11 protein-coding genes are annotated in these 16,113 nt (G+C 58.3%); 3 read left to right on the forward strand and 8 right to left on the reverse strand.

The features are described from left to right. Nucleotide 1 precedes the first annotated feature (1 nt). Nucleotides 2–1,843, reverse strand: coding sequence for a translation elongation factor 4 (gene lepA / locus J2S62_RS07310; protein WP_310173114.1), 1,842 nt, complete (start codon nucleotides 1,841–1,843; stop codon nucleotides 2–4). 335 nt (nucleotides 1,844–2,178) lie between these two features. Here lepA and rpsT point away from each other — a divergent pair, with 335 nt between their 5' ends. Further along, on the forward strand, nucleotides 2,179–2,445 hold the full coding sequence (rpsT, locus tag J2S62_RS07315; RefSeq protein WP_310173117.1) for a 30S ribosomal protein S20: 267 nt from the start codon (nucleotides 2,179–2,181) through the stop codon (nucleotides 2,443–2,445). Between the two features lie 65 nt (nucleotides 2,446–2,510). Here the strand turns inward: rpsT and holA are convergent, their stop codons facing one another. The 6 genes from holA to glpK all read right to left on the reverse strand — a co-directional run bounded on the left by holA (nucleotide 2,511) and on the right by glpK (nucleotide 11,827). Next, nucleotides 2,511–3,509 carry a DNA polymerase III subunit delta gene (gene holA / locus J2S62_RS07320; protein ID WP_310173119.1) on the reverse strand — a complete coding sequence of 333 codons (999 nt, stop codon included), beginning with the start codon at nucleotides 3,507–3,509 and terminating at the stop codon, nucleotides 2,511–2,513. Between the two features lie 10 nt (nucleotides 3,510–3,519). Further along, a complete protein-coding gene (locus J2S62_RS07325) occupies nucleotides 3,520–5,997 on the reverse strand; it encodes a ComEC/Rec2 family competence protein (protein WP_310173122.1) in 2,478 nt (825 codons plus the stop codon). Continuing rightward, nucleotides 5,997–6,677, reverse strand: a complete 681-nt coding sequence (locus J2S62_RS07330) for a helix-hairpin-helix domain-containing protein (protein WP_310173124.1) — start codon at nucleotides 6,675–6,677, stop codon at nucleotides 5,997–5,999. The genes J2S62_RS07325 and J2S62_RS07330 overlap by 1 nt, the downstream gene beginning before the upstream one ends. A gap of 98 nt (nucleotides 6,678–6,775) precedes the next feature. Then, nucleotides 6,776–7,741: a DegV family protein gene (locus J2S62_RS07335; protein ID WP_310173125.1), complete on the reverse strand. Its 966-nt coding sequence runs from the start codon at nucleotides 7,739–7,741 to the stop codon at nucleotides 6,776–6,778. A 6-nt stretch (nucleotides 7,742–7,747) separates the two neighbouring features. Further along, nucleotides 7,748–10,261, reverse strand: a complete 2,514-nt coding sequence (leuS, locus tag J2S62_RS07340; protein WP_310173128.1) for a leucine--tRNA ligase — start codon at nucleotides 10,259–10,261, stop codon at nucleotides 7,748–7,750. A 33-nt stretch (nucleotides 10,262–10,294) separates the two neighbouring features. Next, nucleotides 10,295–11,827: a glycerol kinase GlpK gene (gene glpK / locus J2S62_RS07345; protein WP_310173130.1), complete on the reverse strand. Its 1,533-nt coding sequence runs from the start codon at nucleotides 11,825–11,827 to the stop codon at nucleotides 10,295–10,297. Between the two features lie 90 nt (nucleotides 11,828–11,917). Here glpK and J2S62_RS07350 point away from each other — a divergent pair, with 90 nt between their 5' ends. Together J2S62_RS07350 and J2S62_RS07355 are read left to right on the forward strand one after the other, a co-directional pair. After that, nucleotides 11,918–12,865, forward strand: coding sequence for an alpha/beta fold hydrolase (locus J2S62_RS07350; RefSeq protein WP_310173131.1), 948 nt, complete (start codon nucleotides 11,918–11,920; stop codon nucleotides 12,863–12,865). Between the two features lie 99 nt (nucleotides 12,866–12,964). After that, nucleotides 12,965–14,005, forward strand: a complete 1,041-nt coding sequence (locus J2S62_RS07355; RefSeq protein ID WP_310173133.1) for a PDDEXK nuclease domain-containing protein — start codon at nucleotides 12,965–12,967, stop codon at nucleotides 14,003–14,005. A gap of 23 nt (nucleotides 14,006–14,028) precedes the next feature. On the opposite strand, the gene J2S62_RS07360 is transcribed toward J2S62_RS07355, so the two are convergent. Further along, nucleotides 14,029–16,113: a primosomal protein N' family DNA-binding protein gene (locus tag J2S62_RS07360; protein WP_310173135.1), complete on the reverse strand. Its 2,085-nt coding sequence runs from the start codon at nucleotides 16,111–16,113 to the stop codon at nucleotides 14,029–14,031.

The following is a 16,113-nucleotide window of genomic DNA, read 5'->3' on the forward strand; positions in this document are numbered from 1 at the left end:
GTTACTTGCTATCCGTATCTGTTGACAGCGCTGCAATGAAGGCTTCCTGGGGCACCTCGACGGTGCCGACCATTTTCATGCGCTTCTTGCCTTCTTTTTGTTTCTCAAGCAGCTTGCGTTTACGCGAAATGTCACCGCCGTAGCACTTCGACAGCACATCTTTACGGATCGCTCGAATGTTCTCGCGAGCGATGATGCGGGAACCAATCGCAGCCTGGATGGGGACCTCAAACTGTTGTCGTGGGATGAGTTCTTTGAGTTTCGAGGTCATCTTCACGCCATAGGAGTAGGCATGGTCCCGGTGGGTGATGGCAGAAAATGCATCCACGGTATCGCCCTGCAATAAAATATCGACCTTGACCAGGTCTGCAACCTGAGAGCCCTGGCGCTGCCAGTTCAACGAAGCGTATCCCTTGGTGCGTGACTTCAGCAGATCGAAGTAATCGAACACAATTTCTGCCAGTGGGATCCAGTAGCGGATCTCTACCCGCTCCTCGGATAGGTAATCCATGCCTTCGAGTTGTCCACGTTTGGCCTGAGATAGTTCCATCACGGCACCAATGAATTCTGAGGGCACAATGATGGTGGCCATGGCCATGGGCTCTTCAACCTCGAGAATTTTACCTTCCGGGAATTCAGATGGGTTGGTCACTTTGACGACGGTGCCGTCTTCAGTGGTGACATCGTAGATGACGTTGGGTGCCGTCGAAATCAGGTCCAGATCGTATTCACGCTCTAACCGTTCGCGCACGATCTCCAAGTGCAACAGCCCAAGGAAGCCCACGCGGAACCCAAACCCGAGAGCAACGGACGTTTCGGGCTCGTAGGATAGCGCGGCATCATTGAGCTGTAGCTTTTCGAGGGCATCGCGAAGAGCTGGATAATCCGATCCATCTATCGGGTACAGCCCCGAAAAAACCATCGGCTGTGGTTCGCTGTAACCACCAATTGGTTCGGGAGCCGGGTTGTGTTTTGAGGTGACGGTGTCTCCGACTTTGGATTCCGAAACTTCTTTCACACCGGTGATGAGGTAACCAACCTCCCCTACGCCCAAACCCGCTCCAGGGATGGCCCCTGGCGAGTACACGCCAGTTTCTTGAAGCTCATAGTCGGAACCGGTAGCCATCATTTTGATGCCTTGACGGGGCTTCAGACTCCCGTCGACCATCCGGACATAGGTAATCACACCGCGATAGGTGTCATAGATTGAATCAAAAATCATCGCTCGAGCCGGCGCATCGACATTCCCGGACGGTGACGGGACGGTGTTGACGACTCGATCAAGGAGCGCCTCGACGCCCTGACCGGTTTTGCCGGAGACTTTGAGCACATCGTCGGGGTCTACCCCGATGAGGTTGGAAATTTCTAACGCGTAGCGTTCAGGTTCGGCCGCGGGCAGGTCGATCTTATTGAGCACTGGAATGATTTCCAGGTCGTGTTCCATAGCCATGTATAGATTCGCTAGCGTCTGGGCTTCGATGCCCTGAGCTGCATCGACTAGTAAGATCGCACCTTCACAAGCTGCCAATGAGCGCGACACCTCATATGCGAAATCCACGTGACCGGGAGTGTCGATCATGTTCAGAATGTAGTCATTCCCGTCGACTTGCCATGGCATTCGGACGGCTTGCGATTTGATGGTGATCCCGCGTTCCCGTTCGATATCCATCGAGTCAAGGAACTGGTCTTGCATCTTCCGTGGCGTCACCACGTTTGTATTTTGCAGCATGCGATCGGCTAGCGTGGATTTGCCGTGATCAATGTGCGCGACAATACAAAAGTTCCTGATGACCGATGGGTCAGTTGAACCGGGCTGAGGCGGGTTGGACGCCACTGGCGACACGTGCACCATCCTTAGAATGTTTTACTTTGAGAAAACTGAAAGCTTCTGGAGCACCGCGACGGGTGCGTTGCTCTATTCTTTCACGTTTTATCCTTCGTATCGACAACATATCGCGCACTGCTTGGCAAATGGCCGAACACTATTTACTCCGCGACCCAGTACAGGCCGCAGGATTCGCTGTCTAGGTTGAATTTTGGTAAACTAGACCGCTGTGTGTCCGCGCAGGTCGACGGGCACTCTTAGTCAGGCTTTCCAAGGTGCCCCCACACCGCTCAGTCGTCTGGCTAGGAATACCCCTCACCGACCCACATTTTTTAGAATGAATAGGACCAGTATTGGCTAATCTCAAATCTTCAAAAAAGCGCGCAATTACGAACGCGAAACGTCGCGAACGCAACCACGCTATCAAGTCTGAACTCAAGACTGTGCTCCGCAAAGTAAATAAAGCCGTAGAAGCTGGCGATAAAGCCGCTGCTGAAAAGGCTCTTGCTGTTGCCGGGCGCAAACTGGATAAGGCTGTCAGCAAGGGTGCGATCCATCGCAACCAGGCCGCGAACCGGAAGTCCGGTGCAGCAGCCCGCGTGAACGCAATGGATGCATAAGTTCGCGAAGCGTTAAAGTTTGAGGCCGTCACGTTGAACGTGACGGCCTCAAACATTTAATAGCGTTAGCGTCGCTGCGCGAGCGTGGCAACCTTTGTTACCATACGTTCCACAGCAAATTCTGCGTCTCGCGCTTGGCCTTTCGCTTCGGCATCAGCACGGGCGATCAGCTCGACAGCCCCAGCAATATTGACGGGAGTCCAATGCCGAGCAGTAGCCGTGACCCGCTGAACTTGCCACGGGGCCATCCCGAGGACAGAGGCGAGTTGCCCCTGGGGCACTTTCGCGTCGATGATGCGTGCAACCTGGCGGGCTTTGAGCGCAAACGAAGCGCTCACCGCGACCGGTTGCACTCCCGTGGCAAACGCGTGCCGGAGCAACGCGATGGCCGAGCCAAGTTGACCATCAAGTGCCGCGTCTGCCACCTTGAAGGCGGTGGCCTGGACTCGTCCGCCATAGTACTGTTCGACCATTCGCTCGGTGATAGTACCTTCGGTGTCAGAAATCAGCTGGTGTGCTGCGGCAGCGAGTTCTCCCAGGTTCTCCCCGATGGCGTCTGCGAGCGCGCGGAGGGCTTCAGCATCGATCTTTCGGCGCGCACTGCGGAACTCTGCTTGGAGGAAATCCATGCGGTCGCGGTCTGATTTGATGGGTTTGGCTTCAACGAAGACACCGGACTTTTTGAGTGCGTCGAGCAATCGTTTGCCTCGGGTGCCGCCTCCGTGGAGACCCAGGAAGGTGACGTCCGGGTTGGGTTGCTGGATGTATTCGAGCCCGTCGGTGACGAATGCGTCAGACATTTTGTGCATTTCGTCGAAGATGAGGAGCTTCTTTTCGCCAAACAGTGATGGGCTGGCGAGCACCTGGATTTCACCGGGTTGGTATTCTGCAGCGGAGCGGTGGTGTACCTCGGTGTCTGGCTCGGCCTGTTTCAACTGTGTTTTGATGGCCTCGGTGACTCGAGTGTGAATGTAGTCTTCACTGCCTTGGACAAAGATGAGCGGCGCTACTGTGACGTCGCGCCAGGAGGCGCCGGCGGTTTTGGTTCGTCGAGGAGAAGCCATAGGGCTGATTCTAGCGTTGTGCGGCGACGTGTGCGGGACTGTGCTGCAAGGTCACAGAAAACGTGCCGTGGAAATCAGTGCGTCGAACGTCGGTTCGTGGCCCGAGCGCCTCGAGAATGTCGTCGTGCGGGTGGCCATAACTATTGTCCATACCCACCCCGATGAGTGCCACACTGGGTTCGGTATGTTCGATGAGGCCTGTCCCGCCGTTTTGTGCGCCGTGGTGGGCTAATTTGAGGATGTCGACCTTGGTGGGGATACGGTCTGCGGCGAGGAGCTTTTCGGCTTCGTCTTGTTCTAGGTCGCCGGTAAACAGTGCCGTGGCGACTCCTCCGTGGCGATAGATTTCGATGAGTAGCACCGCGGAGGCATTATTTTCATTTGGTGTTTGGTGATTTGCGCTGAGCACTGACCACCGGAGTTGTACCGGATGGTCGGGATCCTGTGCAGCGTGATCTATGACGGAGACCGTGGGGCCTGTGAGTTGCTGGGCGGTGGAGGGCAGTCCCGTGGTACTGGCTTGATAAGTTGGGTCCGTGCCCGTGGCATATACGATGTGTTCTGGCTCGACTACGTCTAGGACACCTTGGAGCCCGCCGACGTGGTCTGCGTGGAGGTGGGTGATGACCAGAACATCGATGCGAGTAATGCCGGCAGCTCGTAGGCAGTGGTGGGCCAAGTCTGGTTCTGGTCCGGTATCGAAGACCATGGCTGATTCCGGCCCGGTACGCACGAGGAACATGTCGCCTTGGTCGACATCGCATCCGACAATATCCCAATCGGGGTTAATACCACCGGCTTTCGTCGGCCAAAACACGGCCAGGTGCGCGACGACAGCTACCACCACGATCAGGTACTGCAAGCTTTGGGCGGGGCTGGTCTGTTGGGTGAGCCGTATAGCCAGTTGGTGCCATCTGGGGAGACCCCAGTCCACGCGCACGGGTGGTGGTGTCCGTCGTTGTCGCCGCAGGAGTTTGATTGTGACGATGCCGGTGGCAGCCCAGTGCAGGGCGATGAGTGCTGTTCCGACGACCCCTTCAGGCCACGGGAGCGTCGAGCCGGGTAGCTGGGTTGTGGTGGTAGCGATCCATCCGATGGCGGAGGTCGGCAACGACACCGCGTGCAAAAGTAGTTGGGAGACGCCCGGGGCGACCATGATTAAAGCTGCAGCAATGGTGCCGGGGATGGTGATCAGCGGCAGTAACGGCGTGGCAAAGAGGTTTGCGGCTACTGAGTAGAGGCTGACGTAGTCGATAAACGTCAGCAGCAGTGGTTGGCAGGCCAGTTGCGCAGCAGTGGAGATCGCCAGCGAGGAACTGATGAGGCTGGCCCAGAAATCAGGGAGAAATTTTTCAAAATATGGGCGTATCAGTCGGTCGAGGGGTTGGGCTGCTAGCACGATCCCAGCCGTAGCTGCCACGGAGAGTTGGAAGCCGACTTCGTGGATCAGCTCGGGGGTCAGCGTCAAGAGGGCGATCGTGGTGAGGGCCAGGATCGGCAGGGCTTGTGAACTCCGACCGGAAAATACCGCCCAGGCGCCGATCGCTCCCATTGTGGCAGCTCGAAGAACTGAAGGTTGTGTTCCCACGATGTGCACGAAGAGAACCAGGGTTCCGATAAATGCAACGATGACGATGGGGCGCGGGAAGCGCAAGCTGCGAAACAAAAGCGTCGCCGCAGCGGCAATCACTGACGTATGCGCTCCCGAGACCGCTGAGAGGTGGCTCAGCCCGGAGATCTTCATGGCTTGATCGACAGTTTCCGATTGTTGGGATCGATCCCCCAGGATGAGTCCTGGAAGTAGTTCCGGGCCATAGCTGATCGTCTGGGCTGCCTGGTCTTGGAGCGCTGTGCGTAACGTATCGCGACCAGTGGGTGCAGTTTGGCCGGGTGGTTGACCACAGCTGTCGGGTTGAGCTAAGTGGACTGCTTGGACAAACGTGGTGGCATCCTGTTCGGTGACCCGCCCGAGAAAACAGACGTGGTCGCCGCTACGCATCTGCGACCAGGCCTCGTCGGCTGCGATCACGATCTTCGCTGGGTGGGGCGTGGGGGTAAGATCCCTGCCGTAGTGGTTTACCTCTGCGGTGACGAACCAGCTAGGCCCCCACGGCCCGTCACGTTCCACAGGGTCGTTTACCAGCTCGGCCGAGAGCTTGGCGGTCCCCAGATGCTCGGTAAATGCTAGCCATCCGGAGGTTTCTGCGGCGGCACGTTGTTGGTTGGTCAGCAGCGCGGCCGGAGTGGCCAGCCAGCAAGCCAGCGCGACGATGAGCAGCCATTGCCCCACCCGCTTACGGCGTCTGATACTTACCATGAGTATCATCGCGATGAGACCGCCCAGTATGAGGGTGAGGGGCACATGGTGTGCTACCCACGGTGGCAATCTGGGACTCAACAGACATACGGTTGCGGTAAGGCCCGCTGCTGGCACAAGTCGAATATCGACGGGGGCTGCGATGTCGTCGGGTTTGATGTGGCTTGTCATTACCAGCTCACGAGGCCATCGAGGCGTTCCCGGGTCGCGGGACCAATCCCAGAGACTGCTTCGATATCTGCCAGTTGCGTGAACGGACCGTGCTGCTGCCGGTGAGCAATGATCTGTTCAGCGGTAGCCGGTCCCACGCCGGGCAGGGTTTCCAGCTGGGTGGCGTCAGCAGTATTGAGATTGACCGTGGAAGGGTTGCCGGGGCCAGCGGCTGAACCTCCTGGTGAGCCTGAGGAGGTTTCCGCTTGAGTTTCGGACTGTTCATCGGGCACCAAGATGTAGTCGCCGTCGTTGACGATCGCCGCCAGATTGAGCGCATCGAGGACGGCAGCCTCTGTGGGGCCGCCGGCGCCTTCGATAGCGTCTACCACCCGGGCCCCGGTTTCTAATTCAACAATTCCGGGCTGGTGTACCGCACCTGCAACATGGATGATCGTCGTATCCGGGCCTACCGAGGCGTCGCCGGGCTCGTTGTCCTGAGCTGGTTCCACAGTGGCACTGTCGGTGCGATCCACCGCAACGGTAGGTTCCGGTGAGCTCGGTTGTTCGGTGGTAAGCCAGCGGAAGCCATAAATTGTCGCTGCCACCACGATGAGCATCAAGACCGCAGACAGCGTGATTTTGGTGCGCCACAGCGGGGGCCGCTGCGGCGGCGCTGTGTCTGCCAGATGTTTACCCATGCGTCCAGCTTCGCTGGGGATGAGCTGCTATTGCATCATGGCGGAATCAAATGTGGATAATCCGATCAGCCGGGGCAAGGCTGTGGATTCGGGATCGCTTAGTTGGCCCCGTAACTAACGTAGTCCAAGTCCGGGCTCATCGATACACCAAGCGCGCCGAGGCCTAAATGGGCTGCTAGCACGGCCGGCAGCCGCACGACGGGTACGGGCATGACGGAGTGATCTTGTAACTCCGCGGCCAACTGGTGGGCTGTGTCGAAGTCGCCGTAGGCTTGGACGCTCAACCGTACGGGCGGTTCTACTGCTAGTGCAAGCTCGGTCATCGTGGCCAGTGCTTTGGCTTCGCTCCGGGGACGATCGAGCAATGCGATGGCGCCGTCGTGCAAGTGCATGACAGGGCGAACCTGGAGCAGTTGGCCCAGCAGTCCGGTCAGCGCCGAAATGCGTCCGCCTTTGCGCAACGTGTCAAGGTTCGGCACGGTAAAAATTGTTTGCCCTGCTCGCGCCTGGCGAGTGGCGATGCTGGCCAGGAACGGTGTTGACAGGCCTAACCGCGTGCGCAAGAGGACATCGAGCACCGCATTGCCCAACGATATGCCAGCGTTATAAGAATCCAGCACGGTCACGGGAATGGGGGCTGTTTGGGCTGCGATACGTGCCGCGTCGGTGGTGCCCGAGAGCTTCGATGACAGGTGAATCGACAGAATCTGACCGTACCCCTGGTCGGCGATGTGTCGGTAGGTTGCGGAGAAGTGCCCGGGTGATGGCCGTGAGGTCCGCAGTGGGGTGCCAGCCGCTAAAGCAATGGCCAGATCCTGGTGCAGTATTTCGTCGTCTTCGGTATAAATCTGGTCGCCAATCATGACCGGAATGGGGACCACAAATAAATCTGAGCCCGTCGGTAATTTATACACCTGATCGGGCAACGCGGCCGAACTGTCGGTGACAATGGCTAGGCGTTCACGGCGTGGCGGGGTGATGTAGCGTGCCCAGCCGACCGCCTCGGTGCGCATATCGCGCGACCGGGCGGCCAATCGGGCTATCCAATCATCGACCTCGGTCATGTGGGGTTAGCCCACCACGAAGTTGACGAGCTTACCGCTGACCACGATAACTTTGCGGATTTGTTTATCGCCGATGGCTCGTTGAACGTTGTCAGATGCACGGGCCATCGCTTCGAGCTCATCATCGGAAATATTCGCCGGCACTTCGAAGCGATCCCGCAGTTTGCCTTGGACCTGAGCGATGACGGTGATCTTGTCTTCAACCAACAACGCCTCATCGACCTGCAGCCAAGTTGACCGTGCCACTGAGGGCTCATGGCCTAGCATGGCCCACATGTCTTCTGCCGTGTAGGGCGCGACCAGCGACAGCAGTTGAGCTACAACTTCGGTGGCTTCTCGGACCGCCGGATCGGCCGCACCGGCTCCATTATCGATTTCTTTGCGGGTCGCGTTGACCAGCTCCATGGTCCGGGCCACGACGACGTTGAATTTCTGGTCCTCCAGCAGGTTCTCTGCATCATGGACGATCTTGTGGGTCGTCTGACGTAGGGCTTCTACCCCGCTACTAGGGTCGGTATCCGGGGCTGAACCCGCAGCCTGGACATCTTGTGCCAGTCGCCAGGCGCGTGCCAGGAATTTCAGGGAAGCTGCCGGGGAAACATCCGCCCAATCGATATCATCTTCTGGTGGTGAGGCAAACACCATGGTCAATCGGATGGCGTCCACACCGAAGGCATCGAGTTGTTCACCCAGTGCGACCCCGTTCCCCAGGGACTTCGACATGGCTTTGCCACCGTTGAGGACTTGGCCTTGGTTCAACAGTCGGCTAAAGGGTTCGGTAAACCCGACGAGGCCCATGTCATACAGGGCCTTGGTGAAGAACCGTGAGTATAACAAGTGCAAGATAGCGTGTTCAACGCCGCCTACGTATTGGTCGACTGGCGCCCAGCGGTCTAGCTTGTCGCGATCCCAGATCTGCTGGTCGTTGTGCGAGTCGACAAAGCGCATGTAATACCACGACGAGTCGACGAAGGTGTCCATCGTATCGGTATCTCGTGTAGCGGCTCCACCACACTGCGGGCACGCGACGTTGACCCAGTCTTCGGCGGCAGCCAGTGGCGACTGGCCTTTCGGGGCGAGCTGTTGACCGTGTAAGTTTTTGGGCAGTTCCACCGGCAGTTGATCTGCCGGTACCGGCACGAGTCCGCAATCTGCACAGTGAATGATGGGAATCGGTGTACCCCAGAACCGCTGTCGGGACAACAGCCAGTCGCGCAACCGGTAGTTGACTGATTCATAACCGGTGCCTTTTGCTGCAAGCAGTTCAATCGATTTGGCGATCGCTGCTTCACCTGACAGGCCGTCGAGTTCACCGGAGTTAATGTTGGTGCCAGCCTCAGTGGTGGCGATGCCGGTGACTTCTGGGTCCTCAGCACCGGTGTCCACGACGGTTCGCACCGGCAGGTCCATGGCCCGAGCGAAATCCATGTCTCGCTGATCGTGAGCAGGGACTGCCATGATGGCACCGGTCCCGTAGTCGGCCAGAACATAGTCTGATGCCCATACCGGTACGCGCTCGCCGGACAGCGGGTTGATGCCGTAGCGCCCAAGGAACACGCCGGTCTTTGGGCGATCGGCGGATTGCCGGTCAATGTCGGAAACGTGTTTAAGCTGTTCACGGTAGTCGTGCAATGCCTCGGCATGCTCGTCGGTCACCAATTCTTCGGCGAGATCCGCATCGGCAGCCACGACCATGAAGGTCGCACCGTAGAGGGTGTCAGGCCGGGTCGTGTACACCTCAAGCTCAGGGCCATCCTCGATGGAGAACGTCACGGTGGCACCGGTGGATTTGCCGATCCAATTGCGCTGCATGTTCAGCACACGCTCGGGCCAGTGGCCCTCCAGCGAGTCCATATCTTGGAGCAACCGTTCAGCGTAGTCGGTAATTTTGAAGTACCACTGTTCCAAGGCCTTTTTGGTGACCTCAGTGCCACAGCGCTCGCAGGCACCATCGACGACCTGCTCGTTGGCCAGCACGGTCTGGTCTTTGGGGCACCAGTTGACCTGGGATTTTTTACGGTAGGTCAGTCCGCGCTCATAGAATTTCAGAAACAGCCATTGGGTCCAGCTGTAGTACTCCGGATCCGAGGTGTGCAGGATAGTGTCCCAGTCCACCGAGATGGCATACCGCTCAAAGGAGGATCGCTGGGTGGCGATATTCTCATAGGTCCACTCCGCTGGGTGGGCGTCCCGGGCAATGGCTGCGTTTTCGGCGGGCAGCCCGAAGGAGTCCCAACCGATGGGGTGCAGCACATCGTAACCGCGCAGCATCCAATACCGGGCGACGACGTCACCCATGGCAAATGCTTCGGCATGGCCCATGTGTAGGTCACCGGACGGGTACGGGAACATATCGAGGACATATTTTCGGGGCCGTTGGCCGTCGCCGGAGGCTTTGAAAACTTTGTTCTTTTCCCAATAACCGGCCCAACGTTGCTCGATGGCTGCAAACGAGAATTCTTCGCGCTCAGCGCCGGCATGCTTCGATGTGTTCGTCACGATGTCCTGTCTACGTTTCATACGAAAGGTCAAATCTTGTTTCCGTCTAGTATTCTAACTGCTCTGGTCCCCCGACCACCCAATCGCGTGCTCAATGGCCCGGTGCCAGCCAGCTATGAGACGCCGACGCTTGTTCGGATCAATATCTGGGCTCCAGGTCCCTCCGGAACGCCATAGATCGCGCAACTCGTCGGTCGAAGCCCAGATGCCAACCCCCAAACCGGCCGCGTACGCTGCGCCACGAGCGGTAGTTTCAACGTCAGCGCTGCGGTGGACCTCGACATCTAAAATATCGGCTTGGAATTGCATGAGTTGTTCGTTGACGGTCATCCCGCCGTCCACGTTGAGCTGTTGAAGCTTATGCCCGGTATCGGTTTCGACCGCGCTGATAACATCCAGCGTTTGATACGCGGTCGCATCCAGAGCAGCCCGTGCAATGTGGCCAGCAGTGGCATAACTGGTGAGTCCGATGATCGTCCCGGACGCATCAGCGCGCCACCACGGCGCAAATAACCCAGAAAATGCCGGGACGAAGTACACGCCGCCGTGATCGTCGACGCTATTGGCCAACGATTCAATCTCGGCTGATGTTCTAATGATCCCGAGTTGATCTCGCAACCACTGCACCACGGAGCCGGCTTGGGCCACCGAGCCTTCCAGCGCATACACCGGGGCAGCATCGGGAAGCTGATAGGCCACCGTGGTCAACAAACCACTGGTAGAAAAGACGGGTTTCGACCCGGTGTTATACAACAAGAAACACCCGGTACCGTAGGTGTTTTTCGCTTCCCCGGCAGCAAAAATGGTTTGTCCAAAACTGGCCGCCTGCTGGTCCCCCAGGACGCCGGTAATCGGAACCCCGGCGATAGCCAGTCCGGGTGCGACCGTCCCGTAGTTGTATACCGATGGGTGGATGGCAGGGAGCGCGACTTCAAGCACGTCAGGGTCGATGCCGAATACCGCTCCGAGCTCATAGTCCCACTGGCCGGTCGTGATGTTCATCAGGGAGGTCCGAGAAGCATTGGTAATGTCCGTAGCGTGGACGCGTCCACCGGTTAGATTCCAGATGATCCAGGTATCGATCGTGCCAAAGCGCAGATCGCCGCGTGCTGCCAGGTCGGCAGCCTCCCGGGTATGTTCTAGGATCCAGGCCATTTTCGATGCCGAGAAATACGCCGAAAGATTCAGCCCGGTGGTCTGTTGTACGGTGGCATTATGTCCGGCCTGCACCAGGTCCGCGATGACCCCGTCGGTGCGGGAATCTTGCCAGACAATGGCACGATGGATCGGTCGTGAGGTGGTGGCATCCCATGCGACCACGGTTTCACGCTGATTCGTGATGCCTATGGTTGCGATATCGGCGGCCGTCAACTGGGCCCGCGCCAGTGCTAGCGCCGTAAGTTCCCGAATATTCGACCAAATCTCATGAGCATCGTGTTCCACCCACCCGGGGTGCGGGAAATACTGGCGATGTTCGCGTGCCACGATGGTCACGGCCTCCCCCGCAGCGTCATACAGCGCTACCCGCGTTGAGGTGGTCCCCAAGTCAAGGGCCATAATGATCGTGGGTGAAGATGCTGCAACCATATGCGCAACTTAACCACATTCGTATCAGGTCAGTCACTGACAAACCTCTCAGGGAGTCAAATCTATAGACTGGTCACTATGATTGAGGGGATGACTGCCCGCTTGCGGCCGCGGTATTTAGTTCGTGACCGTTCAGTGTTGACCGGGCATCGACAACGGGATCCGCAACGTTTCGGATTACGCGTCAGTGATCCACTGACAGGCGCGCCATTCGAAATTGCCGTCTTCCGGTATCCCGGCCCACCGGGTGCCCAACAGATACTTGGAGTTCATGGCTTCCGGGGTGATCACCACGGCTTAGAGCTGATGGTCGATGGGCTAGCTTCCTATGAGGTGTGGGTTCCTGATCTTCCAGGTTTTGGCGTATCTGGTGCGATGCCAGAGGCTGAGCACAACGTCGAGCACTACGCCCAGATCATCAATCAGGTGGCCCAACATATGCTCCATCCTGTGCTGTTGGGGCATTCATTCGGATCGGTGATTGCTGCAGCCGCTGTTGCCTCCGGAGCGGGGCACTACCCTCACGTGGTGCTGCTGAACCCCATCGCTAAACCCGCGCTTGAGGCGGCCTCACCCACCGACCGGGCCGCGACCCTGATGACCGACGGGTTCTATCGCGTCTGTGCAGCACTGCCAGCAGCACTGGGACGGACCTTATTGGGCAACCAACTTATCGTGTGGGCCACGGGGGCCTTTATGACCAAAACCGAGGATCCACGCATCCTGGCGTACACCCATGATCAACATCAGGCCTACTTCTCCGGCTTTGACTCCCCCACAACGCTATTGGAAGCCTACCGGGCCTCCATCACGCACACCGTGGCAGATTTTGCCGACCACCTTTCAATACCCGTAACCATGTTGGGAGGGGCAGCTGACGAACTGTCGTCCCCCGAAGATATCGCGGCGCTCGCAGATGTGATCGTCAGTGACGACGTGGAATTCTACGTGCTGGAAAATACTGGCCATCTGATGCACTATGAACGCGCTGGAGCAGTGGCGGTATTGATCATGTCACGCCTGGCTGATACCACATAGCGGCGTATGGGATAGCGGCTCATTCTGACTGGACCCAGCTATCAGCAAGCACAGCCCCGATACTCGTCTAAACACCCTCGAAGTTGGATAATGAGTTGTATGTCTTCTGCCGATCTTGCCTTGCCCGACGATTACCGTCAGACACTCGAAGCGCTCAAACACCGGGTAAACCAAGCCCAAATTCAGGCGCGGCGCACCATCAACACCGAGCTGATTCAGCTGTACTGGGCCATCGGCAAAGAAATCCTCCTGCGGCAAGAACGGCAAGGCTGGGGCAGCAAAATCATCGCGCGCCTAGCCGAAGACTTACGGGCCGAGTTTCCACAGATGCGCGGCTTTTCACCTCGAAATCTGCAGTATATGACCACTTTCGCTCGACACTGGAACGTCGAGGCAATTGCGCCACAACCTGTGGCGCAATTGCCGTGGGGGCATATCCGCACACTTCTCGACAAACCCTTGAGTCAAGAAGCGCGACAATGGTACGCCGCCGCGGCCGTTGAATTTGGGTGGTCGCGCAATGTGTTGCTCAACATGATCAAAAACAACACGCTTGAACGCACCGGAGCAGCACCGTCGAACTTCCCGCAGCGCTTACCCGCACCCGAGTCAGAACTGGCACAGCAGGTGGCAAAAGATCCCTACACTTTCGAATTTCTGGGATTAGCTGGCGAAGTCGCTGAGCGAGACGTGGAACAAGCGCTGACGGAGCGGATTGTGGAAACTTTACGCGAGCTGGGACCTGGTTTCGCGTTCGTCGGGCGCCAAGTGCATTTCGAAGTTGGTGGCGATGACTACTACATTGATTTGTTGTTCTTCCACGTCGAGCAGCTGCGCTACTTTGTCATTGAACTGAAAACCGGCAAATTCCAGCCCGAATACGCTGGGAAACTAAATTTCTACGTTGCTGTAGTCGATGATCAGCTCAAGCGTGAAGCCCACAGTCAGACGGTTGGGATCTTGATCTGCGGCAGTAAAAACGACCACAGCGTCCGGTACGCCCTGAGCCGGTCCGACTCCCCTATGGCTGTGGCCACCTACACCTATGACTCCTTGCCTACCGAGGAGAAAAAAGCGTTGCCCGCCGAACACGAACTCTCAGCGGCTTTCGAACAGATTGAAAATCCTGGCCAGTCCTAATGCAGGTGTCTAGTCTGCGGGTACTACAGCACATCGGTTGGGTCGACCCGCAACCGCACGGTGGTTGCCTCACCGCGCGCAGAGAGTTGTGCCCGGGTTGTTTTGAGCGCGGAAATCACCTGATCTGCTACGTGATGCGGGAAAAAAAGTAATGCCCGGTGGGTGTGTTCTTCGAAGGGCACCGGTCCAATCCAGGGAGACTGATCTGCCTGATACGGCAACGGCGTGTGCCGAATCGTTTTCGTGACCTCATCGAGCGGCCCGAGCAGTTCTGCGACCCGTACAGCCGGTGGCAGACCCAGTTGTTGGCGCTGGGCTAATTGGCGGTCGGCCCACGCGATGGGGTTCATCTGGACCAGAGCGGCAACCGCGTCATCATATTCCGCGGTGACGACCACCACTCCCCCGTCGCGTGCTGAGCGAACCAGCGTTGAAGCGCGCATCCAGTGGCCGAGAACGTGTTCTGGTACATCGAGCCCCTCGCGCTGTAACTGGGCGTCGCCGTCCAGCAGGAGCGCGGCCGCATAGCCTCCCGGTGCGACCGGTTCCGCTCCCGGGGTGGCGATGACGATGGCTGGCTGGTCCGCCACGGTCACCAGGAGGTGATCTGCAGAAGACGACATGACCGGGGTCATGGGAAAGGCTCTGCCAAGCTCATCGGCGGTTCGATGCACTCCCCGTGCCCCAGCGCGCAGTTGACGTGACCCGCAGTTAGTGCACGCGAAGTGGCGCTCTTTGATGCCACACCAACGGCACGATGCTTCGTGTCGTTGGACCGCGAGTCGGTCAGTGTAACCCAGTGGTCCGGTGCAGTGTCGGCAGCGGGCTGATTCGCCACACTGACTACAAAACAGGCCCGGGATGAAACCGGCTCGCGCGACTTGTACCAGCACCGGCCCTGGTGGCGCATGTTTGCCTTGGAGGGCCTCCTGTGCGGTGCGATGTGCCAGGTGTGGAATGCGCGCGATTTGAGCCAGCGGGTCGCGTTCTGCGTGAAAAGAATCTGAGGTGGCAACCACTCGCGGTGCCAGGGCATTTCGGGTGGCTCGGTTGACGCCGATTTGTGCCAGTTCCCCTGTGGAGACCAGCTGCTGGACAGTGATAGCCCGGGAGGTTGAGGCTAGGACCAGGCGGGCATGGTGTTGCCTGGCACGCAAGCGTGCGACCGTGTGGACGTGGAAATACGGGGTGCGGGGTTCGATGAGGTGTTCACTGGTAGGTTCCCAGACAAAAATCGCGTCGATGTGGTTCAACGGTGCCCAGATGGCTGAACGGGTCCCGATGACGATGCGGTGTTGGCCGGTCAGAATCTCTAAAAACGCTCGATACCGAGCCGTATTACCCTGTTCTGCACTGAGCAGGGCGAAGCCTCGCTGTCCGAGGTCTTCTTCCAGGTGCTTTTGAAGACGAGCCAAGTGTTTGTGGTCTGGCACGACGATCAGTGTGTTCTGCTCGGTGGCGGCCAGTCGTTGGGCTGCGTCAGCCAGGACCCCCATGGCGTCCCATGACCCATGAGCTGACGGTAGCGTCATCGCGTAGTGACCACGGTGTCCCGGGGTGAACAGTTCAGCTGCACCTTCGAGCAGCTCCCAAGAAAATGTTGGGGCGTTGCTGTCGCCCAATGGCATATCCGTCGGCGATGAAACGGTCGGAGGTGCCGGGATGCGATCGTCGTCCAGCTGCTGTGCGATGTCACGTTCAACGGCCGCCACACGGCGCGGGATGACCGCGCGAAGGACATCAGCGGTGATGGAACCGTACTGTTGAGCGACCTCGCGTGCCAGCGCGAGAACCTGGGGTTCCAACACGGGTAGCACAGAGACTACTTTCCGGATCGTGCTTAACCGGGCGGCTGTATCAATCGTGTCTGAGCGTTCAATAAGCCAGCCGAACAGTTCTTGGTGGCCGAATCGCACTTTGATTCGGACCCCGGGCTGGGCTGCCGTATCGAGCTCGTGGGGAATGAGGTAGTCAAAGAGCCGGTCCAGATGCAAGACCGGCGCTTCGAGGAGGACTTTTGCGACAGGCTGAGCGGGCCAGCCGTCGGCTACTGGCGGGAGGCTTGCCCGCGATTCTGGGAGATCAAATAAAGCATCTGTTTGGGGCAC

The organism is Enteractinococcus fodinae (genome assembly GCF_031458395.1).
GTDB classification, from domain to species: Bacteria; Actinomycetota; Actinomycetes; order Actinomycetales; family Micrococcaceae; genus Yaniella; species Yaniella fodinae.